The sequence below is a fragment of the Pseudomonas sp. MH9.3 genome (assembly GCF_034354675.1).
Classification (GTDB): domain Bacteria; phylum Pseudomonadota; class Gammaproteobacteria; order Pseudomonadales; family Pseudomonadaceae; genus Aquipseudomonas.
This window is the reverse complement of the sequence record NZ_CP133785.1, coordinates 3202449-3223651: the sequence shown is the minus strand read 5'-3', so window position 1 is coordinate 3223651 and position 21203 is coordinate 3202449. Positions and strand designations below refer to the sequence as shown.

General features: G+C 62.0%; 19 protein-coding genes. 4 read left to right on the top strand and 15 right to left on the bottom strand.

Going from position 1 to position 21203, the window contains the following annotated elements; translation table 11 throughout:
- Window positions 1-2: 2 nt before the first annotated feature.
- The 8 genes from RHM60_RS14210 to RHM60_RS14175 all read right to left on the bottom strand — a co-directional run bounded on the left by RHM60_RS14210 (window position 3) and on the right by RHM60_RS14175 (window position 10392).
- Window positions 3-1319: a TldD/PmbA family protein gene (locus RHM60_RS14210; protein ID WP_322212095.1), complete on the bottom strand. Its 1317-nt coding sequence runs from the start codon at window positions 1317-1319 to the stop codon at window positions 3-5.
- Window positions 1319-2761, bottom strand: coding sequence for a TldD/PmbA family protein (locus tag RHM60_RS14205; RefSeq protein WP_322212094.1), 1443 nt, complete (start codon window positions 2759-2761; stop codon window positions 1319-1321). The genes RHM60_RS14210 and RHM60_RS14205 overlap by 1 nt, the downstream gene beginning before the upstream one ends.
- Before the next feature lie 345 nt (window positions 2762-3106).
- On the bottom strand, window positions 3107-4801 hold the full coding sequence (betA, locus tag RHM60_RS14200) for a choline dehydrogenase (RefSeq protein WP_209985752.1): 1695 nt from the start codon (window positions 4799-4801) through the stop codon (window positions 3107-3109).
- 192 nt (window positions 4802-4993) lie between these two features.
- Entirely contained in the window at window positions 4994-6466 is a 1473-nt protein-coding gene (gene betB / locus RHM60_RS14195) for a betaine-aldehyde dehydrogenase (protein ID WP_209985748.1), read from the bottom strand.
- 62 nt (window positions 6467-6528) lie between these two features.
- Window positions 6529-7122 (bottom strand): transcriptional regulator BetI, encoded by a 594-nt coding sequence (betI, locus tag RHM60_RS14190; protein WP_209985746.1) that lies wholly within the window; start codon window positions 7120-7122, stop codon window positions 6529-6531.
- A gap of 232 nt (window positions 7123-7354) precedes the next feature.
- The gene (gene choV / locus RHM60_RS14185) at window positions 7355-8533 is read right to left on the bottom strand and encodes a choline ABC transporter ATP-binding protein (RefSeq protein WP_209985743.1); all 1179 of its coding nucleotides are present in this window, start codon (window positions 8531-8533) and stop codon (window positions 7355-7357) included.
- Window positions 8530-9375, bottom strand: coding sequence for a choline ABC transporter permease subunit (choW, locus tag RHM60_RS14180; RefSeq protein WP_015373144.1), 846 nt, complete (start codon window positions 9373-9375; stop codon window positions 8530-8532). The genes choV and choW overlap by 4 nt, the downstream gene beginning before the upstream one ends.
- 69 nt (window positions 9376-9444) lie before the next feature.
- A complete protein-coding gene (locus tag RHM60_RS14175) occupies window positions 9445-10392 on the bottom strand; it encodes a choline ABC transporter substrate-binding protein (RefSeq protein WP_060548166.1) in 948 nt (315 codons plus the stop codon).
- A gap of 415 nt (window positions 10393-10807) precedes the next feature.
- On the opposite strand from RHM60_RS14175, the gene RHM60_RS14170 reads away from it, so the two are divergent.
- Both RHM60_RS14170 and RHM60_RS14165 read left to right on the top strand, forming a co-directional pair.
- Window positions 10808-12184 (top strand): L-serine ammonia-lyase, encoded by a 1377-nt coding sequence (locus RHM60_RS14170; RefSeq protein ID WP_209985740.1) that lies wholly within the window; start codon window positions 10808-10810, stop codon window positions 12182-12184.
- Window positions 12185-12682: 498 nt separating this feature from the next.
- On the top strand, window positions 12683-13783 hold the full coding sequence (locus RHM60_RS14165; RefSeq protein WP_209985736.1) for a GlxA family transcriptional regulator: 1101 nt from the start codon (window positions 12683-12685) through the stop codon (window positions 13781-13783).
- Window positions 13784-13878: 95 nt separating this feature from the next.
- Here RHM60_RS14165 and RHM60_RS14160 read toward each other — a convergent pair whose 3' ends face one another.
- The 5 genes from RHM60_RS14160 to RHM60_RS14140 form a co-directional block, all read right to left on the bottom strand.
- A complete protein-coding gene (locus tag RHM60_RS14160) occupies window positions 13879-14142 on the bottom strand; it encodes a hypothetical protein (RefSeq protein ID WP_209985734.1) in 264 nt (87 codons plus the stop codon).
- A 224-nt stretch (window positions 14143-14366) separates the two neighbouring features.
- Window positions 14367-14858 carry a thioesterase family protein gene (locus RHM60_RS14155; RefSeq protein ID WP_322212093.1) on the bottom strand — a complete coding sequence of 164 codons (492 nt, stop codon included), beginning with the start codon at window positions 14856-14858 and terminating at the stop codon, window positions 14367-14369.
- A 13-nt stretch (window positions 14859-14871) separates the two neighbouring features.
- Window positions 14872-15837, bottom strand: a complete 966-nt coding sequence (locus RHM60_RS14150) for an L-carnitine dehydrogenase (protein WP_322212092.1) — start codon at window positions 15835-15837, stop codon at window positions 14872-14874.
- Window positions 15838-15961: 124 nt separating this feature from the next.
- Window positions 15962-16849, bottom strand: a complete 888-nt coding sequence (locus RHM60_RS14145; RefSeq protein WP_209985722.1) for a 3-keto-5-aminohexanoate cleavage protein — start codon at window positions 16847-16849, stop codon at window positions 15962-15964.
- Between the two features lie 73 nt (window positions 16850-16922).
- Window positions 16923-17867: a choline ABC transporter substrate-binding protein gene (locus tag RHM60_RS14140; protein WP_231423507.1), complete on the bottom strand. Its 945-nt coding sequence runs from the start codon at window positions 17865-17867 to the stop codon at window positions 16923-16925.
- A 192-nt stretch (window positions 17868-18059) separates the two neighbouring features.
- On the opposite strand from RHM60_RS14140, the gene RHM60_RS14135 reads away from it, so the two are divergent.
- Together RHM60_RS14135 and RHM60_RS14130 are read left to right on the top strand one after the other, a co-directional pair.
- Window positions 18060-19004, top strand: coding sequence for a GlxA family transcriptional regulator (locus RHM60_RS14135; protein ID WP_015373139.1), 945 nt, complete (start codon window positions 18060-18062; stop codon window positions 19002-19004).
- A 68-nt stretch (window positions 19005-19072) separates the two neighbouring features.
- A complete protein-coding gene (locus RHM60_RS14130) occupies window positions 19073-20251 on the top strand; it encodes a hypothetical protein (protein WP_322212091.1) in 1179 nt (392 codons plus the stop codon).
- A gap of 62 nt (window positions 20252-20313) precedes the next feature.
- On the opposite strand, the gene RHM60_RS14125 is transcribed toward RHM60_RS14130, so the two are convergent.
- Both RHM60_RS14125 and RHM60_RS14120 read right to left on the bottom strand, forming a co-directional pair.
- A complete protein-coding gene (locus tag RHM60_RS14125) occupies window positions 20314-20730 on the bottom strand; it encodes a DUF3010 family protein (RefSeq protein ID WP_322212090.1) in 417 nt (138 codons plus the stop codon).
- A gap of 40 nt (window positions 20731-20770) precedes the next feature.
- Window positions 20771-21172: a lysozyme inhibitor LprI family protein gene (locus RHM60_RS14120; protein WP_057006602.1), complete on the bottom strand. Its 402-nt coding sequence runs from the start codon at window positions 21170-21172 to the stop codon at window positions 20771-20773.
- Between the last annotated feature and the right edge of the window lie 31 nt (window positions 21173-21203).

The window sequence follows — 21203 nt, the reverse complement described above, 5'->3', positions numbered from 1 at the left end:
GATTAGAGGGTCAGGGTGAGGCGTTTGACCAGCGCACCCGGGAGTAGATTGGAAGCGGTGTTGCGCTGGCCGTAGGTGCTCGGCGACAACAGCAATTCCCGCTCTGCCGTGAGCGCTTCCAGCTGCGAGCCGAGCAGGCTGTAGACGCTGTCATCAAAGCGCATGGTGCTGACCGGCGCCTTGATTTCGCCGTTCTCCACCCAGAACGTGGCGAAGCGCGTCATGCCGGTGAGGCGGGCCGCCGGCAGGTCGGAATAGTTCAGGTACCACAGGTTGCTGATGTACAGCCCGGTGCCCAGTTGCTTGAGGATATCGGCCTGGGCGAGCGTGCCCGCCGCCATCTGCAGGGCGCTGGGGGATTCATCACTGCTGGCGCCGTTGGCGGGCAGGCCGTATTCGGCGGCGCTGCGCGAGTTCACCAACTGGTCGCAGGCAGCACCGGCCTTGATCAACGTGACATCACCGCGCGGGTAACCCTCGGTGGAAAACGCCTGGCTCAGCGAGCCACTGATCTGCTCGGTGACGGTCACCAATGGGCTCAACGGCTGCTCACCGGCATAGAGCTTTTGCAGCGAGCTGCCTTTGCTGGCGATGGCCTGGGCCGAAAAACCGCCCCAGGTGATGATGCTGATGATTTCTTCCAGTGCCGCCGGTGCCAGGTAGGCGCGGTATTGCCCGGGCGGCAGCGGGTGCAGCGGGCGATCGAGGAACGCCAACTGCGCGCGCGCCTGCTGCAGGCGCGCGGCGAATTCGGCGCTGTCCCACGTGTGCCCGGCGTAGCTGGCTTTTACCGCTTCACCGTTGGCGTGGAACAGGCTGAAGTCGAAGTTGAAACTATTGGCCTGATGCCAGCCGAACGCGCCGTTCGAACTGGCAAAGCCACGGCTGATTGGGCCTGCGGCGTAGAAACCGACCAGGTCAACGTCGGCTGCGGCCTGGCTGATCTCCTCCAGCACGCGGGCCAGGTCCGGCAGCGGTCTCACGTGTTCATTGTGGCTTTGCCAAGGCTCCTGATTGAGCAGCAGATAAGGATCCTGTGGCAGCAACGGCAAGGTCTCGCGCAGCTGTTGCAGGCCATCGGCGAGGCGCTGGCGATCCAGTGCCGGCGAGCCGGCCAGAGTGATGCCGAGGTCGGCATGCCGGCCATCGCTGATCAGCTTGAGGTTCACGCTGGCCTGCTGCACATGCCCGGCCTGGCGTACCTCGGCGTGGTTGAATCGCACGAATTCGGACGACTCGGCCGCGTAGCCCAGGTGAAATTGTTCATTGTCGGTGACGGCTTGCTGGAGCCACTGCACCAATGCCTTGAAATCGTTCATCAGGCATCTCCCCCAAATACATCCACGTTGCTGAACACACAGGCCGGCGACGCATGGCCGACGCGGATCACCTGGTTGGGCTCGCCCTTGCCGCAGTTGGGCGTGCCCAATACCTGGAACGTGCTGGCGTCGCCCACCGCGCTGAGGTTGCGCCAGAACTGCGCGGAAATGGCCCGGTAGTTGGGGTTTTTCACCACGCCCTTGAGTTCGCCGTTTTCAATCAACTGGCCCCATTCGCAGCCGAACTGGAATTTGTTGCGCGCATCGTCGATGGACCAGGAGCGGTTGGTCGACATCAGAATGCCGTGCTCGATGGCGCCAATCATCTGCGCCAGGCTCTGGTCGCCGGCCTCGATGTTCAGGTTGGCCATGCGGTCGATGGGCGGGCGGTTCCAACCGCTGGCGCGGCTGTTGGCCACGCCTGGCAGGCCCGAGCGAAATTGCGACAAGGCGCCACCCAAAGGCTTGAGCAGCAGCCCTTCGCGGATCAGGAATTGTTTGCTGGCGCGGGTGCCGTCATCGTCATGGTGATAGCTGGCCAGCTGCTCGGGGATGTCCGGGTCGAAGGTCACGTTGAGCAGCGGCGAGCCGTATTGCAGGTGACCAAAGTCGCTGGCCTTGACGAAACTGGTGCCGGCGTAATTGCGCTCATCCCCCAGGATACGGTCGAGTTCCAGCGGGTGACCGATGGATTCGTGGATCTGCAGGATCATCTGGTCGGGCATCAACAGCAGGTCGCGCGGGCCCTGGGGGGTGTTCGGCGCGAGCAGCAGTTGCAGCGCCTGATCGGCGACGCGTGGCGCAGCGCCGATCAGGCCGAAGCGGCTGATCACATCGAAGCCGCCCTGCTGGCCGAAGTTGCTGCCGCCCAGGGTACGGGTCTGGCTGTCGTGGCCATCAAAGGCGGTGACGTTGACGCCGGGGAACACAAAGCGCTGGGCCTGGCGCAGCTCGGCGCCGGCACTGTTGAGGTAGATCTGCTCGACGTGGGTGAGGCCCAGGCTCACATCCCAGCTCACCAGGCGCTCGTCCCTGGGCACGGCGGCGGATTCATCGCCCAGCAATTGGTAGCAGTCGCTGAGGGACGGGAAGGCCTGCTCGAGATTGGGCGACAGGTAATCGGCCACGTCGCTGGACACCGGTTGCTGGTGCAGGTCGAGCAGGGCATGGGGCTTGATCTGGCGGGCTTGCTGTTCGGCGCGCTCGAGGGCGGCTTGCAGGCCGGCGAGGGAGATGTCGTTGGTCGCGGCGTAGGCTTGCACGCCGTTGAGACGCACGGTGAGCATGGCGCCTTCGTCGTGGCTGAGGTGCGGCGGTTCGGCGACGTTCTTGCGGACCGAGAGGTACTGGCCGGATTCGCGTACATAGCGCAGCGAGAAGAAGTCGGCGGTGGTGCGCAGGGCGTTGAAGTGCTGTTTGAGTGTGGCGTGGTGGTCGAACATGGGGCCTTCCTTGTGGGCGGCTCAGCGCGGGCAGGCGAACAGAGTAGGCCTGGGCTGGTGAGCTGATCAAGGAAAGGCAGTGCTTTGTGGCAGGTGCACCGTTGTGGCGAGCCCTAATGCCGTTCAGTTAAGGAAAATGTGTGGGCTTATTGTGGCGAGCGGGCTTGCCCCGCGTTGGGGTGCGAAGCGCCCCCCATCGAGCAAAACGCGGTGTACCTGATACGGCTCAGCGCCTGGTTTTGGGGCTGCTGCGCAGCCCAACGCAGGACAAGCCTGCTCGCCACAGGGAATCTGCGCTTAACTGAACGGCATTAGGGCAAGCCTGCTCGCCACAAGGGGTATCAGTTACTGCGCAATCTCACGCAGCGGTTTGCCGCGCACCGGCGCATCGCCCGCCACGTAGTAGTCGGCAGTGCTGCGTGGCAACGGCTGGCGGTTGCGGATCCTGTCGGCGATTTTCTCGGCGATCATGATCGTTGGCGCGTTCAGGTTGCCGGTGGTGATGATCGGCATGATCGACGCATCCACCACACGCAGGCCCTGCATGCCATGCACGCGGCCTTCGCCATCGACCACGGCCATCTCGTCGGTGCCCATCTTGCACGAGCATGAAGGGTGGTAGGCCGTTTCGGCGTGCTCGCGGATGAACGTGTCGAGCTGTTCATCGGTTTGCACCTCGATGCCCGGGCTGATTTCGCGGCCACGGTAAGGGTCCAGCGCCGGCTGCTGCATGATTTCGCGGGTCAGGCGGATGCCGTCGCGGAATTCTTCCCAGTCCTGCTCCGAGGCCATGTAGTTGAAGAGGATGCTCGGGTAGTCCCGTGGATTCTTCGACTTCACCTGCACACGGCCACGGCTTGGCGAACGCATGGAGCCCATGTGCGCCTGGAAACCGTGCTCCTGCACACCCTTGCTGCCGTTGTAATTGATCGCCACCGGCAGGAAGTGGTACTGGATGTTCGGCCATTCGAATTCCGGACGCGAACGGATGAAACCGCCGGCTTCGAACTGGTTGCTGGCGCCGATGCCGGTGCCATTGAACAGCCACTCGGCACCGATGGCCGGCTGGTTATACCAGAGCAGCGACGGGTACAGCGACACCGGTTGGGTGCATGCGTATTGCAGGTACAGCTCAAGGTGGTCCTGCAGGTTTTCGCCGACACCGGGCAGGTCGTGGACCACCGGGATGTCGAGGCTCTCCAGCAGTTTGGCCGGTCCGACGCCGGAGCGTTGCAGCAGTTGCGGCGAAGCGATTGCGCCGCTGCAGACCAATACTTCTTTACGTGCACGGGCTTCAACGCGTTCTTCGGCGGCACCGATCAGGTAACGCACGCCCACTGCACGTTTGCCTTCGAACAGCACCTTGTCGGTGAGGGCGTGGGTGACGATGGTCAGGGTCGAACGCTTTTTGGCGGTGTCCAGGTAACCGCGCGCAGTGCTGGCACGACGGCCGTTGGGCGTGACGGTGCGGTCCATCGGGCCGAAGCCTTCCTGCTGGTAGCCGTTCAGGTCTTCGGTACGCGGGTAACCGGCCTGCACCCCGGCTTCCACCATGGCGCTGAACAGCGGGTTATTGCCGGCCTTGGGCGTGGTCACACTGACCGGGCCGTCGCCGCCGTGCCAGTCATTCGGGCCGATGTCGCGGGTTTCGGCCTTGCGGAAGTACGGCAGGCAGTCGAGGTAAGTCCAGTCTTCCAGGCCCGGCAATTTGGCCCAGTTGTCATAGTCCATCGCGTTGCCACGGATGTAGCACATGCCGTTGATCAGCGAGGAACCGCCCAGGCCTTTGCCGCGACCGCATTCCATCCGGCGCCCGTTCATGTGTGGCTCGGGATCGGTCTCGTAGGCCCAGTTGTAGCGGCGGCCTTGCAGTGGGAACGCCAGGGCGGCGGGCATCTGGGTGCGGAAATCCAGACGATAGTCGGGGCCGCCGGCTTCCAGCAGCAGAACGGTGACGCCTTCGTCTTCGGTCAGACGGGTCGCCAGGGTGTTACCGGCCGAGCCGGCACCCACAATGATGTAGTCGTATTCTTGGGACATTGGATGCACCCTCGTAAAATTGGGTTCGGCTGCTTTTGTGGCGAGGGGGCTTGCCCCCCGTTCGACTGCGCAGCAGTCGCAAAATCAGCGCTGGAGTTCTATCTGAAAAGACTGTGCCGGGCTGCAATGGGGCTGCTTCGCAGCCCAGCGCGGGGCAAGCCCGCTCGCCACAGGGGGGCATTGCCCCCGGTTTTAGAACACCGAGGCGTAGTCGCCCAGCTCAACCTGTACCGATTTGATGCGGGTGAAGTTGTTCAGCGAGCTGATCCCGTTCTCGCGGCCCACACCCGATTGCTTGTAGCCGCCCACCGGCATCTTCGCGTCGGACTCGCCCCAGGCGTTGATCCAGCAGATGCCCGCTTCGAGTTGATGAATCACGCGGTGGGCGCGGTTCAGGTCCTTGGTCACAAGGCCAGCAGCCAGGCCGAAGTCGGTGTCGTTGGCGCGGCGGATCACTTCTTCTTCAGTCTCGTAGGTGAGCAGGCTCATTACCGGGCCGAAGATTTCTTCACGCACGATCACCATGTCGTCGGTGCAATCGCTGAACACCGTCGGGGCCACGTAGGCGCCTTTGGCCAGGTCGCCTTCGGTCATGCGCTCGCCGCCGCACAGCAGGCGTGCGCCTTGCTCTTTGCCCTTGGCGATGTAGCCCAGCACGCTTTCCATGTGGGCGAAGCTGACCAGCGGGCCGAAGTTGGTGTTTTCGTCCTGCGGGTCGCCGACGCGAATGCGCGCCACACGCTCAAGGATCTTGGCTTCGAACGCCGATTGCAGCTGCTTGGGCACGAACACGCGGGTGCCGTTGGTGCACACCTGGCCGGAGCTGTAGAAGTTGGCCATCATTGCGATGTCGGCGGCGCGGTCCAGGTCGGCGTCTTCGAACACGATCAGCGGCGACTTGCCGCCCAGTTCCATGGTCACTTCTTTCAGCGAAGAGCTGGAAGCGCTGGCCATCACCTTCTTGCCGGTGTCGGTGCCGCCGGTGAACGAGACTTTCTCGATGCGCGGGTGCTCGGTGAGCCAGGTGCCGACTTCGCGGCCGCTGCCGGTGAGTACGTTGAACACGCCTGCCGGTACGCCGGCTTCGGTGTAGATCTCGGCCAGTTTCAGGGTGGTCAGCGAGGTGACTTCGCTGGGCTTGAAGATCATCGCGTTGCCGGCGGCCAGGGCCGGTGCGGATTTCCACAGGGCGATCTGGATCGGGTAGTTCCACGCGCCGATACCGGCCACCACGCCCAGCGGTTCGCGGCGGGTGTAGACGAACGAGGTGTCGCGCAGCGGAATCTGCTCGCCTTCGATGGCCGGCACCAGGCCTGCGTAGTACTCCAGCACGTCGGCGCCGGTGACGACGTCGACGAATTGGGTTTCGGAAAAGGCTTTACCGGTGTCCAGGGTTTCCAGGGCGGCCAGCTCGTCGTTGCGCTCGCGCAGGATATCGACGGCGCGACGCAGGATGCGCGAACGCTCCATGGCGGTCATCGCGGCCCAGATTTTCTGGCCTTTTTCGGCGCTGACCACGGCACGCTCGACGTCATCGAAGGTGGCGCGTTGCACGTGGGCGAGAACTTCACCGTTAGCCGGGTTGATGGCTTCAAAGGTGGCATCGCTGCCAGCGTCGCTGTAGCCGCCGTCAATGTAGAGTTTTTGCGTTTCGAAACGGGCCATAAAGTCCTCGCATGTGCATTAATGGGTTGGCGCGTTTGGGGAGTTGAGCGCGTGTTGGTGCGCTAGCTCGCCTGCTTGGCCAATTGGAAGTCCATGTATTCGTCAGCGATCCGCTGCGCCTGCGCCGTGTCGAAAGCGTCTCCCGAGAGGGCGCCGCGCAACCACAAACCGTCGATCAGGGCCGCCAGGCCGCGGGCTGCGCTGCGTGCTTCGGGCAGCGGCAGCACACGGCGGAACTGGCAGCACAGGTTGGAATACAGGCGGTGATCGTTGATCCGCTGCAACCTGTGCAATGACGGGTGGTGCATGCTGGCGGCCCAGAAGGCCAGCCAGGTTTTCATTGCCGGGCCACTGACCTGGCTGGCGTCGAAGTTGCCGCCGATGATCACCTGCAGGTGTGCACGGGGGCTGTCGTCTTCCAACGCCTGTCGGCGCTCCTGGACGCGCTCGATCAGCACATTCATCAGGTAACGCATGGTTGCCGCGATCAGGCCGTTCTTGTCCTGAAAGTAGTGGCTGATGATGCCGTTCGACACCCCGGCCAGACGCGCGATCAGCGCAATGCTGGCGTCTGCCATGCCGACCTGGTCGATGGCCGTCAATGTGGCCTCGATCAACTGCTGGCGGCGTATGGGTTGCATACCGACCTTGGGCATGTTTCACCTCTTCCTTAGGCCGCTGATGGGCCAAATGCGGCCATCGGCTTGAGGGGCAGTCTATTTTGTTTTGATTGAACGTTCAATCAATAAAAAATCACAGGCTGGAATCGGCACAAAAAAATGTGGGAGGGGGCTTGCTCCCGATGGCAGGCTGTCAGCCACACCCTCTGTGGCTGATACACCGCTATCGGGAGCAAGCCCCCTCCCACAGGTTGTTGTGCAGTGTCTGTCAGCCCAGGTTTTTGCCCAGCAGGGCGTGGTACAGCTCACTGTCTCCGAGGATGCCTACCACCTTGTGGTTGTCATGCAACACCAGCTTGTTGCCGGTCTGGTAGCGAATCTGTAACGCATCGCGCATGCCGATATTGGAATCCACCAGCGTCGGTACCCGCTCCAGGCTTTCCACGGCCTGGCCCGGCGCCCAGTTCTGCAGATTCATGACCACGCCGTTCTGCCGCGCGCCCTGGATGGTATTGCCTTCGGCCAGGTCCAGCCACGAGTCGCCGCCCGGGTCCAGGCACACAGAGCCGTTGACGCGCGTGCAGTTGTCCAGCGTGCGCATCAGGCTGCGGCCGCACAGCACGTTCAGCGGGTTGGTGTGCGCGACGAAGGTGCGCACGTAGTCATCGGCCGGGTTCAGCACGATCTCTTCGGGCACGCTGTACTGGATGATCTTGCCGTCCTTCATGATCGCGATGCGGCTGCCCAGTTTGAGCGCCTCATCCAGGTCGTGGCTGACGAACACGATGGTCTTGTTCAGCTTGCGCTGCAGTTCCAGCAGTTCATCTTGCAGGCCCTGGCGGATCAGCGGGTCGAGGGCGGAGAAAGGTTCGTCCATCAGCAGGATGTCGGCGTCCATCGCCAGCGCACGGGCCAGGCCCACACGTTGCTGCATGCCGCCCGACAGCTCGTCCGGCTTCTTGTTGCGCCATTGCGTCAGGCCCACCAGCTCGAGTTTTTCATCCACCAGCTTGCGTCGCTCTTTCTCCGGGCGACCCTGCATTTCCAGACCAAAGCTGATGTTTTCGCGCACCGTCAGCCAGGGCATCAGGGCGAACTTCTGGAACACCATGGCAATGCGCTGGGTGCGCATCATCTTAAGCTCCGCGGGTGTGCACGAGGCGATGTCGATCTGGCGGCCTTCATGCTCGACGAACAACTGGCCACGGCTCACGGTGTTGAGGCCGTTGATGCAGCGCAGCAGGCTCGACTTGCCGGAGCCCGACAGGCCCATCAGCACGCAGATTTCGCCTTTCTGGATATCCAGGCTGGCGTTTTCCACGCCGACGATCTGCCCGGTTTTTTTCAGAATCTCGTTACGGCTCATGCCCTGGTCCAGCAGCTTGAGCGCTTCGCGTGGGTCCTTGGAGAAGATCACGTCGACCTTGTCGAATCGGATAATGCTCATGCATCACCCCCTGCTTTGGCTTCGGGTTGTTTGCAGATGCGGTCGAGCATGATGGCCAGCAACACGATCGCCAGGCCCGCTTCAAAGCCCAGGGCGATATCGGCGGTGTTCAGTGCGTTGACCACCGGTTTGCCGAGGCCGTCGGCGCCCACCAGCGCGGCGATCACCACCATCGACAACGACAGCATGATGCATTGGGTAATACCGGCGGCAATGCTCGGCATGGCGTGGGGCAGTTCAATGCGCGAGAGCAACTGACGGCGCGAGCAGCCGAAGGCCTTGCCGGCGTCCATCAACTCTTGCGGTACATCGCGGATGCCCAGGTAGGTCAGCCGGATGGGCGCGGCAATCGCGAACACCACCGTGGAGATCAGGCCAGGCACCACACCCAGCCCGAAGAGGGTCAGGGTAGGGATGAGGTAGACGAAGGTCGGTACGGTCTGCATCAGATCGAGTACCGGCCGCATCATGGTGTAGAACATCGGCTTGTGCGCGGCAACAATGCCCAGCGGCACGCCGATGACCACGCAGACCAGGGTGGCGAACAGCACCTGCGCGAGGGTTTCCATGGTTTCCTGCCAGTACCCCAGGTTGAGGATCAGCAGGAAGGAGACGATGACGAAGACAGTCAGTCCCCATTTGCGTTGAATGAAGTGAGCCAGCAGCGCAATCAGACCGATCAATGCCAGTGGATTGAACCAGGTCAGCGCGAACGTCACGCCGTGGATCATCGTTTCCAGTGTCGATGCGATTGCGTCGAAGTAGTTGGCACCGTGTTCGGTCAACCATTCGACGAAGGCAGCGATGTACTGGCCTAGTGGGATTTTCTGTTCAGTCAGCATGGTAGTGAATGTCCACATGCGAAGGGGAAAACATCCCGGGCCAGCGCACCGGCCCGGGGTCAGCGGGGGTTATTTGGCGAGGTAAGCTTTAACGGCGTCGAGCCCGGGTTTGCCGTCGACGGTGGTGACACCGGCGAGCCAGGTATCGAGGACTTGCGGGTTGGCTTTCAGCCAGGCCTTGGCGGCGGCGTCGGGCTTCTGTTTGTCGTCCAGGACCTTGCCCATCAGGGTGCTTTCCATGTCGAGGCTGAACACCAGGTTTTTCAGCAACTGGCCCACGTTGCTGCATTCCTGGGTGTAGCCCTTGCGGGTGTTGGTGTAGATGGTGGCCTGGCCGTAGTTGGGGCCGAATGAATCATCACCCCCGGTCAGGTATTTCATTTTGAAGCGGGTGTTCATCGGGTGCGGTTCCCAGCCAAGGAACACGATGGCCTTGTCGCGCCGGGCAGCGCGCTCCACCTGCGAAAGCATCCCGGCTTCGCTGGACTCGACGACTTTGAAACCGGCGGTCTTGAGGCCGAAGGCGTCTTTGTCGATCAAGGTCTGGATGGTGCGGTTGCCGTCGTTGCCAGGCTCGATGCCGTAGATCTTGCCGTCCAGCTCGTCCTTGAATTTGGCGATATCGGCGAAGTCTTTCAGGCCCTTGTTGTACAGCGCTTCCGGCACGGCCAGGGTGTACTTGGCGTTCTCCAGGTTGGCGCGTACGGTTTCCACGGTGCCGGCATCACGGTACTGCTTGATGTCGTTTTCCATGGTCGGCATCCAGTTGCCGAGGAAGATGTCCATGTTCTTGCCGTCGGCCAGCGACTTGTAGGTCACAGGTACCGAAATCATCGTGGTGCGCGGCTTGTAGCCCAGGCCCTTGAGGATTTCGCTGGTGGTCGCGGTGGTGACGGTAATGTCGGTCCAGCCGACATCGGAGAAGTTGACGGTCTTGCACTGTTCCGGTTCTGCAGCGTGAGTCATGACGGGCAGACTCAGCATGGCGGCCAACAACAACGAGGGTGAAGCTTTCATAGGGCTAGACTCCTGTGTTTTTTCTGGCGGCAATCGCCGCGCTTTATAGGTGTTGCGGTTGGAGCGTGCGATGCAGCTCTGGCACGGTGCCTTGCAAACGAGTCGGGACTGATCATGTACCAGTGAAAATCTGACGCCTACAGGGGGCGTCGTATCCAGTACAGGGAGGGTCGTATCCAGTATTGGTGACGTCGCTTACAGATTTTTCCCAAGGCAAAACCGCAGTTTTCAGCCTTGCGCACCGCAAAAAACGGCCAAAACAGGCGATTGCACGCAGGCGACGCTGGTGAGCATGGTTGCGTCGGTGTGAGACGCCGTGACGGCGGACAAAAGCCTGATGATGCCGCCATCTGGGCGATCTGAGCGTAGCAGCTCCCGGGTGTCCGATTTGTGTCCACCGAGGAGTTTCACGTTAATGGCTATCAGCGTTTTCGACCTGTTCAAGATCGGCATCGGGCCTTCGAGTTCTCACACCGTCGGCCCCATGCGCGCCGCGGCGTTGTTCGTTCAGACACTGCGTGAACGTGACCTGTTGGAACAGGTTTGCCGCGTCGAAGTTCAGCTGTACGGGTCATTGTCGGCCACCGGCATCGGTCACGGCAGCGACACCGCCACCATCATGGGCCTGATGGGCGAGTGGCCGGACGCCATTGATCCGTCGCAGATCGGCATCCGCATCAGCACCCTACGCGAAACCGACACGCTGCTGCTCGACGGGCGTTTGCCGGTGCCCTTCGTGTGGGCGCGGGACATGCGCCTGCTCGACGAAAACCTGCCGTTTCACCCCAATGCCATGACCCTGGTGGTGTTTGACCAGCACGGCGAATTGCACCGCGACACCTACTACTCGGTGGGTGGCGGCTTTGTGGTGGACGAGGCCCAGGCGCAAAGCGGGGTGGCCGACATGGACCGCACCGAGCTGCCCTATGATTTTTCCAGCGCGGCCGAGTTGTTGCAGTTATGCAAGACCCACAACCTGCGCGTCGCCGAACTGATGCTGGCCAACGAAAAGGTGTGGCGCTCCGAAGAGGAAATCCGCAGCGGCCTGATGAAGCTCTGGCGCGCCATGCAGGATTGCGTGGAGCAGGGCCTCAAGCATGAAGGCATCCTCCCCGGCGGGCTGAATGTGCGGCGCCGTGCGGCCAGGTTGCACCGCAGCCTGCAAGAGCTGGGCAAACCGAATGTGATCGGCTCGACCCTGAGCGCCATGGAGTGGGTCAACCTGTTCGCCCTGGCGGTCAACGAAGAGAACGCCGCCGGCGGGCGCATGGTCACCGCCCCCACCAACGGCGCGGCAGGGATCATTCCGGCAGTGCTGCACTACTTCATGAAATTCAGCGAAGACGTCACCGAAGCCAACGTGGTCGACTACATGCTCGGCGCTGCGGCGGTGGGGATTCTGTGCAAGAAGAACGCGTCGATCTCCGGCGCCGAAGTCGGCTGCCAGGGCGAGGTGGGTTCTGCGTGCGCCATGGCCGCCGCCGGGCTGGCGGAGATTCTTGGCGCGACCCCGGAGCAACTGTGCAACGCCGCCGAAATCGGCCTGGAGCACAACCTTGGTCTGACCTGCGATCCGGTGGGTGGCCTGGTGCAGGTGCCGTGCATTGAGCGCAATGCGATTGCCGCAGTGAAAGCGATCAACGCCGCGCAAATGGCCCTGCGTGGCGATGGGCAGCACTTTATCTCCCTGGACCGGGTGATCCGCACCATGCGTGATACCGGCGCGGACATGCATGACAAGTACAAGGAAACGTCGCGCGGTGGCTTGGCGGTCAGCGCGGTTGAGTGCTGAGACCGAGTTGCCTGCATCGGCAGCAAGCCCCTCCCACATTTTGAATTGTGAATACCTTCAAATGTGGGAGGGGGCTTGCTCCCGATAGCGGTCGCTCAGCTGACACTGCTCATAAAGTGAACACCCGGACCCAAAAGCGCCACCTTTTAGCGCGTCGCAAATAGATAAGTAGCTAGCGAACGACTTCCCCCTTAACGACCCGTCACCTGCGCATGGGGTGACAGACTACTCCTACGCCCGCAAAGCGCCTTCCCACAAGTGCTACCGATCTGCTCACCCCTTTTGAACGAGCGCCTTTTTCAGCCGTATCCCGTACTCCCTGCGTGGGCTTGTATAGACGCGTCAACAGGTCGTTTTCAGGATTTATTGAATAGGCATTCAAATTCAGGCACGGCATTTGCTCTAGCAATTCAAAGCCTCTCTTCTTTATGGATGAAGAGCGCAATAACAAGAGCCTCGCCTGAGGCCATCAACTGCTTTGTGTGAGGAGATACCGCGATGACGTCGTTCAACTCAGGGGCCCAACCCCAGAACCGTGCGCCTCAATCCATCGGCTTTTTGCTGCTGGACAATTTCACGCTGATTTCCCTGGCGTCGGCGGTGGAACCGCTGCGCATGGCCAATCAGCTGTCCGGTCGCGAACTGTATCGCTGGACCACCCTGAGTGCCGACGGCAGCCAGGTGTGGGCCAGCGACGGTCTGCAAATCACGCCCGATGCCTCCATGCACAAAGCCCCGGCCCTGGACACCGTTATTGTGTGCGGCGGCGTGGGCATCCAGCGCACCGTGACCCGTGAGCACGTGTCGTGGCTGCAGAGCCAGGCGCGCCAGTCGCGCCGCCTGGGTGCGGTGTGCACCGGCAGTTGGGCGCTGGCCTGTGCCGGTTTGCTCGACGGGTTCGATTGCAGCGTGCACTGGGAATGCCTGGCGTCGATGCAGGAAGCCTTCCCGCGCGTGGCCATGAGCACGCGCCTGTTCACCCTCGACCGCAACCGCTTCACCAGCTCCGGCGGCACCGCGCCGCTGGACATGATGCTGCACCTGATCAGCCGCGACCACGGCCGTGAATTGTCGGCGGCCATCTCCGAAATGTTCGTCTACGAACGCATCCGCAACGAACAGGATCACCAGCGCGTGCCACTCAAGCACATGCTCGGCACCAACCAGCCGAAGCTGCAGGAAATCGTCGCGTTGATGGAAGCCAACCTCGAAGAGCCGATCGACCTGGATGAACTGGCGGTGTACGTCGCCGTGTCGCGACGCCAACTGGAGCGGCTGTTCCAGAAATACCTGCACTGCTCGCCGTCGCGCTATTACCTCAAACTGCGTCTGATCCGTGCGCGGCAGTTGCTCAAGCAAACGCCGATGTCGATCATCGAAGTGGCATCGGTGTGCGGGTTTGTGTCCACGCCGCATTTCTCCAAGTGCTACCGCGAATACTTCGGCATTCCGCCACGCGATGAGCGCGTCGGCTCCAACACCACCCAGCAGGTGGCGATGCTACCGATTCCGCAGGCGCTGTTGTCGCCGTTGTCGGGGCCGATGTCGGCGTTGAGCCAGGCCAGGAACGAGTCGACGTTCGCCAGCGTGAGGCTCTAGACCGCGTCGCCTGTATCGGGAGCAAGCCCCCTCCCACATTTGAAGGTATTCACAATTCAAAATGTGGGAGGGGGCTTGCTCCCGATAGCGCCCTGTCAGGCGCCGGAATTCTGTTTGAATTGCATCAATGCCGGCAGCAACTGCCTGTCAATTGCCTGCCTCACCGCTGGCAGGATCGTCGCACTGCCGCCATACATCCGCTCAACCATCCTCTGGAGCGCCTTCGCCCGCTCGTCACTCAAACCGCGCACCGCACACTCGCAGGCCTGCTCGGCGCTGGCGCCGCTGGACACGTCGAAACCCAGCGAGCGCAGTTGGCTCAGCAGGTCATCCTGGTCAATCAAATCCGCGTGCATCATGACGTTTACCCTGGTTAACGGAGCTGGATTGACTCGGATTCTGGTAGCCCCCCGACCGCTCGGCAAGGGCAGAATGCCCGAATGCCTCGAATGGCTATGAGGGTGTCGTTTTGGGGGCAGGTGGCGAGCGCATGAACCGGCACACTGCACCCAGGCAAGCAGCTTGACGGTTTGGTCACCCTCGGGATGCATGGCTCACACAAGGCACCTCTGCCCCGATTCAGTCACGGCTGGATCGGGGCTTTTTTTGTCGGCAAACCGATCACCCGGCCCAGCAGGGCGGGCCTGGGGAGATCCTTCTGCCCGGCGCTGAGGGCCATGAGTCTTGCCAATGTGACCTCGCTGAACGGCGTCGCGTGCGGGCCGGCCAGGTCGACGTGCAACAGCATCTGCTCGTTGCCTGCCAACTCCTTCTCGTCGCCCACCCAATGCAGGCTGTGATAGAGGTGCAGGCGCTTGGTATCAAAGGCGATCAGTTGGGTGTGCACCTGCACCTCGGCGCCGAGTTTGACTTCGTGCAGGTAGTTCAGGTGCAGCTCCAGGGTGAACAACGAGTGGCCGCTGGCTTCGCGGTTGTCGCTGTCCAGGCCCAGGGTGTCCATCAGCGCGTCGGTGGCGTAGCTGAAAATCAGCAGGTAGAACGCATCGCGCAGATGACCGTTGTAGTCCACCCACGCGGGCTGGATTTTGGTGGTGTAGGTGATCAATGCGGGCATGGAAAGTGGTCCTTTATTCGGCGAAGGTCATGCCGTGTTTTGCCTTGGTGCTCTTCACCGCTTCAAGCACTGCCAGCAGGCAATCATCACGATAGCGCTCCAGCGCCGAAATGCTGTGTTTGCCCAACTGATCGCGGGTGCCATCGACCACATCGTCGATCAGCTTGTCAGTCAATTCCGGTGCGGGCAGGTAAGTCCACGGCAACTGCAACGCCGGGCCGAACTGTGCCATGAAGTGCCGCATACCGGCATCGCCGCCCGCCAGGGTGTAGGTGAGAAACGTGCCCATGAACGACCAGCGCAATCCCGCGCCAAAGCGAATCGCATCGTCGATCTCACCGGTGGTGGCCACGCCGTCATTCACCAGGTGCAACGCCTCCCGCCACAGCGCTTCGAGCAGTCGGTCGGCGATAAACCCGGGGACTTCCTTGCGCACATGCAGCGGGCGCATGCCGAGGGATTCGTACACTTTGATCGCTGCCTGGATGGCCTCGGGCGCGGTGTGCCGGCCGCCCACCACTTCCACCAGCGGCAGCAGATACACCGGGTTGAACGGGTGCCCGACCACGCAACGCTCCGGGTGGGTCGAGCCCTCGTAGAACTCACTCGGCAACAGGCCCGAAGTGCTGGAGCCGATCAAGGCGTTCGGCCTGGCTGCGGCGCTGATTTTGCTGTGCAATTCCAGCTTCAACTCCAGGCGTTCCGGGGCGCTTTCCTTGATGAAGTCGGCGTCTTTCACGCACTCTTCAATGGTTGGCACAAAGCGCAGGCGGCCCTGGGATGCACCGGGTGCCAGGCCTTGTTTTTCCAGGGCACCCCAGGCGTTGGCGACACGTTTGCGCAGTGCCGCTTCGGCACCGGGGGCCGGGTCCCAGGCCACCACATCGAGGCCGTTGGCCAGGGCGCGGGACACCCAGCCGCTGCCGATAACACCGCTGCCGAGGGCGGCGAAGGTTTTGATTTCAGTGATAAAACTCATGGCACATTCCTAAAGAGTTCGCTAATCCCTTGTGGGAGGGGGCTTGCTCCCGATGGCGATGGGTCAGTTGATGGATTTATTGGCTGACACACTGCTATCGGGAGCAAGCCCCCTCCCACATTCTTTAACCGCGTTTGGTCAGACCCATCTTGATTCGGCCCTCGGCGGGGCTGAGGACCCGCGCACCCAGGCGGCTGAGGATCTCGCTGGCGCGCTCCACCAACTGGCCATTGGTAGCAAGCACACCCTTGTCCAGCCACAGGTTGTCTTCCAGGCCCACCCGCACGTTGCCGCCCAGCAGCACCGCCTGCGCCGCCATCGGCATCTGCATGCGGCCGATGCCGAAGCCGGCCCACACCGCGTCGGTCGGCAGGTTGTCGACCATGGCTTTCATGGTGGTGGTGTCGGCCGGCGCGCCCCAGGGGATGCCCAGGCACAGCTGAAACAGCGGGTTATCCAGCAGGCCTTCCTTGATCATCTGCCTGGCGAACCAGAGGTGGCCGGTGTCGAAAATTTCCAGCTCGGCTTTTACGCCCAGTTCCTGGATGCGTTTGGCGCCGGCCCGCAATTGCGCCGGGGTGGACACGTAAATGGTGTCGCCATCGCCGAAATTGAGGGTGCCGCAGTCCAGGGTGCAGATCTCCGGCAACAGTTCTTCGACGTGGGCCAGGCGGGTCAGCGGGCCGACCAGGTCGGTGTTGGGGCCGAATGCCATCGGGTTCTCGCCGCCGCCGATCTCCAGGTCACCGCCCATGCCGGCGGTGAGGTTGACGATGATGTCGATGTCGGCTTCGCGGATGCGCTCCATCACTTCGCGGTACAGCGCCACGTCGCGGCTGAACTTGCCGGTCTCTGGATCACGTACGTGGCAGTGCACCACCGTGGCGCCGGCCTTGGCGGCCTCCACGGCAGCGGCGGCGATCTGTTTGGGGGTGACCGGCACGTGGGGGCTGCGGCTGGTCGTGTCGCCAGCACCGGTGAGTGCGCAGGTGATGATGACGTCGTGGTTCATGGGGCGGTTCCTTACAGGCGTGGTGGTGCCGCTCGCGGTCGAAAGCGACCGCGAAACAGTGATTGAAAACGGGTTATTTACCGGTCAGTTGCAGGTTGGCCGCAGCCGGTTTTCCGTCGAAGGTGGTCACACCTTCCAGCCAGCGTGCCTGGTCCTGCGGGTGGTCCTTGAGCCACTGCCGGGCGGATTCCAGGGCGTCCTTGTGATCCAGCAGCGGCTGCATCATCCGGCTCTCGTCGGCGGCGGTGAAGGTCAGGTTGGTCAGCAGCTTGTGCACGTTGGGGCACTGTTGGGCGTAGGTGGGCGAGGTGACGGTCCACACGCTTGCCATGCCCTCGTTCGGCCCCAGGGCGTCTTCGCTGCCGCTGAGGTAGGTCATCGCAATGTTGACGTTCATCGGGTGCGGCGCCCAGCCGAAGAACACCACGGCTTCCTTGCGTCGCACGGCGCGGTCGACGGCGGCGAGCATGCCGGCTTCACTGGATTCCACCAACTGGAACTTGCCCAGGCCGAACTGGTTCTTGGCGATCATCGCCTTGATCTGCGTGTTGGCGCCCGAGCCCGGCTCGATGCCGTAGATCTTGCCGCCCAGTTCCTTGTCGAACCTGGCGATGTCGGCAAAGGTTTTCAGGCCCTTGTCGGCCAGATAAGTCGGCACGGCGAGGGTGGCGCGGGCGTCTTCCAGGCTGGGTTTGTCGAGGACGTTGACTTGCCTGGCGTCGACGAATGGCGTGATGGTCTGGGTCATCAGCGGGTTCCAGTAGCCGAGGAACAGGTCCAGGCGCCGGTCGCGGATGCCGGCGAAGATGATTTGCTGGGAGGCGCTGGTCTGTTTGGTGGTGTAGCCGAGGCCGTCGAGCAACACTTGGGTCATGGCGCTGGTGGCGATGACGTCGGTCCAGTTCACCACGCCCATGCGCACGTTCTGGCAGGATGCCGCGTCGGCGGCCAGAGCGTTGGTGCTCAAAATGGCGCTGGCGCTGAGTGCAAACACGCAGCGGCTGATCAGTCGGTTCATGGTGGATCCCTCGGCAGGTCGTTATTGTGGGGGCCGGCGTCTTCGTGCACCGTGACGCCACGTTACGGATCTTCGTCGAGCACAAAACGCACAGCGGCGACCGACGCTTGCACTGCAGCGACCTGCCCCCTTGAATCCGCCCGACAACGGGAGTATCACAGTGCCACTTAGCCTGCCGACGAGAGCCCCACCATGTCTCAGGATTTCTACTTCTTGCTGATGCCGGGCTTCTCCGCCATCGGCTTTATCTCTGCGCTGGAACCGCTGCGAGTGGCCAACCGCTTTCGCGGCGAGCTGTACCGCTGGCACATACTGAGCGCCGACGGCGGTGCGGTGCTGGCGAGCAACGGCATGTCGGTCAACGCCGACGCTGCGCTGGAACCGCTGAACAAAGGCGCGACGCTGTTGGTGGTGGCCGGCTTCGAACCGCTGCAGTTCGCCACGCCTGCCCTGGAACACTGGCTGCGCCGCCTCGACCATGACGGCGTGACCCTGGGCGCCATTGACACCGGCGCCTGCGTGCTGGCCGAAGCCGGCCTGCTCGACGGCCACCGCGTGACCCTGCACTGGGAAGCCATCGATGCCTTCAAGGAGTCGTATCCGCACCTGAGCGTGACTCAGGAACTGTTCGAAATCGACCGTCGCCGCATCACCTGCGCCGGCGGCACCGCCTCCATCGACCTGATGCTCGACCTGATCGCTCAGGCCCACGGCCCCGACCTTGCGATCCAGGTCTCCGAACAGTTCGTGCTCGGCCGCATCCGCCCGCGCAAAGACCACCAGCGCATGCAGATCGCCACGCGCTACGGCATCAACAACAAGAAACTGGTGCAGGTCATCGGCGAGATGGAGCAGCACACCGAGCCGCCGCTGAGCACACTGGCCCTGGCCGAAGCGATCAAAGTGACGCGGCGCCAGCTGGAACGGCTGTTTCGCCTGCATTTGAACGACACGCCAAGCAACTTCTACCTTGGCCTGCGCCTGGAAAAAGCCCGGCAGCTGTTGCGCCAAAGCGGCATGAGCGTGCTGGAGGTGAGCATTGCGTGCGGGTTTGAGTCGCCGTCGTATTTCACCCGGAGTTATCGCGCCAGGTTTGCGAAGTGTCCAAGGGAGGATCGGCGACGGGAGGTGGTTTGACGGCTGATTATAGTCAATTATACTCGTTACTATAATTTATAGTCCTTTCCATAATTGAGTATAAAAGCATGTCCAAGAACAGCGGCTTTGTGTTCCGCCGTCCCGACCTGGCAAGCAGCATTGCCGATGGCCTGGTGGGGGCCGGTATTCAGGATTTCACCTCTGGCCTGTTTCTCGCGGCGCCGCGTCGCACGGGCAAAAGTACTTTTTTGCGTGAGGACTTTGTTCCTGAATGCCAGGCGCGTGGTTGGCTGGCGGTGTATGTTGACCTGTGGGCCGACAAGGAAAAAGACCCCGCCGACCTGATCTCCAGCGCCATTGCCGGTGCCCTGGTGCCCTTTGCAAAGGGCATCCGCAAACTGGCCAAGAATATCGGCATTGAAAAGCTCAGCTTCCTGCGCACCTTGTCCTGGGATTTCACCAAGCCGCAATTGCCTGCAGGCGCGACACTGACGCAAGCGCTGGAGCTGCTTCACAGCGCTGCCGAGAAAACCGTCGTGCTGGTGATCGACGAAGCCCAGCACGCGCTCACCACCGAAGCGGGTGTTAACGCGATGTTTGCCCTCAAGGCCGCCCGAGACCAGCTCAACCAAGGTCGTGAAGGCGAGGGCAGCGGGTTGCGCCTGGTGTTCACGGGGTCCAATCGCGACAAGCTTGCCCATCTGGTATTAGGTAAAAGCCAGCCGTTCTTCGGGTCCAGCATCACGCCATTTCCACTGCTGGGCAAAGCATTCACACAGGCCTACACCGTGTACCTCAACGGCCTTCTGGCCAAGACCAACCAGTTCAATGCGGCCGACATCGATGAAGCGTTCGAGCTGGTGGGCCGTCGCCCGGAAATGTTGCGCACCATTATTGGTGAGGTGGCATTGGAACTGGGGGAGGCAAGCAATCTCGGCCAACTGCTGCACAGCCGCGCCGAACTGCTGCGCGCTGGCGTTTGGACCGAATTCGAAAGTGCCTGGAACGCCCTCACCATTCCCCAGCGTGCGGTGCTGGAAGTGATGGTGGAGCGCTCCCAGAACAACGAACCGTTCGCGCCGTTTACCGACAGCACCATCACGGCCGTCAGCAAGGCACTGGAGGACATGGGCAGCGACGTAGTGCCGGGCACCCAGACCATTCAGGCCTGTATTGATGCCCTGCGCGATAAAGAGTTGGTGTGGAAGTCGAGCCGGGGTGGCTATGCTCTGGAGGACAAATCCTTCGGGGATTGGCTGCAGCACCGGCGCCGTACAGTTGCCTGAAGAACACAGAGATCTACTGTGGGAGGGGGCTAGCCCCCTCCCACAGTAGATTTTGGTGTGGCTTATTTTTTCAGCAGTGCCGAACACGCCGCCTTGTACGCTTCATGCTGATACTTGTTCAGCGAAGCCGGCAGGTCAAAGGTGTGCTTCTTGTTCTGTGCATTGATGGTCTGCGGCGACAGCAGCGTCACCTCAACCCCGTCCAGCAACTGAAACACCCCTTCAATCTTGAACGTGGTTGGCCCACCGGCAAACTCACCTTTCTTGCTGCGCTTCTTGATCGCGATGCGGGTGATTGCGTTTGCCTGTACGAAGGCCTTCACCTGTGCGGCGAAGGCTTTGACGTTGGCGGCCTCATCGTCGTCTTCCAGGGCGATTTTCTTTGTGGACAGGGCCACATGGGTCAGCGCCTGGTTATCCAGTGAGGCCACCGCGATGATGGCTTCGCTGCCTTTGATTTCGATGCCGCAGATAGTCATGAATAGCCCTGGATAAGATCAAGTGGGCGCAGATTGTCGCTTATTCCTGCCCAATCGACTCCAAAAACTCCGACCGTTCATCACTCATCCGTGCCAGGCAATCATTCTGCGCAATCGCATACGCTTTGCTGCCATTCACCGCCGGGAAGGTGTCCACGGCGCAGTCGGCGTCGCGCAGTTTTTCCCATTTTTGCTGGGCGTCCTTCAGACGGGCGGTAATGTCGGCCAGTTTGGTCTTGTCGCTGCCGTAGGTCGAACCCATGCGCTCGAGCAGGCCCTGATAGTTGTCCTTGAGCAATTGCTCGGCGGTGGTCTTGTTGTAGGTGGCGCAGGCGAGGGTCTGCTGGTCGTTTTCGATGCCGTCGCACGGCGTGCTGTCGGTGTCTTCGGCGGCGTGGACGCCGGTTGCGATGAGTGCCAAAGCCAGGAAAATCGATTTCATTGCGCCGTCTCATATCAGGTGATGGCCGAAT

Coding starts and splice junctions, on each gene's coding strand:
- RHM60_RS14210 (WP_322212095.1), bottom strand. CDS start 1,319: ATGAACGATTTCAAGGCATTGGTGCAGTGGCTCCAGCAAGCCGTCACC.
- RHM60_RS14205 (WP_322212094.1), bottom strand. CDS start 2,761: ATGTTCGACCACCACGCCACACTCAAACAGCACTTCAACGCCCTGCGC.
- betA (WP_209985752.1), bottom strand. CDS start 4,801: ATGTCCCAAGAATACGACTACATCATTGTGGGTGCCGGCTCGGCCGGT.
- betB (WP_209985748.1), bottom strand. CDS start 6,466: ATGGCCCGTTTCGAAACGCAAAAACTCTACATTGACGGCGGCTACAGC.
- betI (WP_209985746.1), bottom strand. CDS start 7,122: ATGCCCAAGGTCGGTATGCAACCCATACGCCGCCAGCAGTTGATCGAG.
- choV (WP_209985743.1), bottom strand. CDS start 8,533: ATGAGCATTATCCGATTCGACAAGGTCGACGTGATCTTCTCCAAGGAC.
- choW (WP_015373144.1), bottom strand. CDS start 9,375: ATGCTGACTGAACAGAAAATCCCACTAGGCCAGTACATCGCTGCCTTC.
- RHM60_RS14175 (WP_060548166.1), bottom strand. CDS start 10,392: ATGAAAGCTTCACCCTCGTTGTTGTTGGCCGCCATGCTGAGTCTGCCC.
- RHM60_RS14170 (WP_209985740.1), top strand. CDS start 10,808: ATGGCTATCAGCGTTTTCGACCTGTTCAAGATCGGCATCGGGCCTTCG.
- RHM60_RS14165 (WP_209985736.1), top strand. CDS start 12,683: ATGACGTCGTTCAACTCAGGGGCCCAACCCCAGAACCGTGCGCCTCAA.
- RHM60_RS14160 (WP_209985734.1), bottom strand. CDS start 14,142: ATGATGCACGCGGATTTGATTGACCAGGATGACCTGCTGAGCCAACTG.
- RHM60_RS14155 (WP_322212093.1), bottom strand. CDS start 14,858: ATGCCCGCATTGATCACCTACACCACCAAAATCCAGCCCGCGTGGGTG.
- RHM60_RS14150 (WP_322212092.1), bottom strand. CDS start 15,837: ATGAGTTTTATCACTGAAATCAAAACCTTCGCCGCCCTCGGCAGCGGT.
- RHM60_RS14145 (WP_209985722.1), bottom strand. CDS start 16,849: ATGAACCACGACGTCATCATCACCTGCGCACTCACCGGTGCTGGCGAC.
- RHM60_RS14140 (WP_231423507.1), bottom strand. CDS start 17,867: ATGAACCGACTGATCAGCCGCTGCGTGTTTGCACTCAGCGCCAGCGCC.
- RHM60_RS14135 (WP_015373139.1), top strand. CDS start 18,060: ATGTCTCAGGATTTCTACTTCTTGCTGATGCCGGGCTTCTCCGCCATC.
- RHM60_RS14130 (WP_322212091.1), top strand. CDS start 19,073: ATGTCCAAGAACAGCGGCTTTGTGTTCCGCCGTCCCGACCTGGCAAGC.
- RHM60_RS14125 (WP_322212090.1), bottom strand. CDS start 20,730: ATGACTATCTGCGGCATCGAAATCAAAGGCAGCGAAGCCATCATCGCG.
- RHM60_RS14120 (WP_057006602.1), bottom strand. CDS start 21,172: ATGAAATCGATTTTCCTGGCTTTGGCACTCATCGCAACCGGCGTCCAC.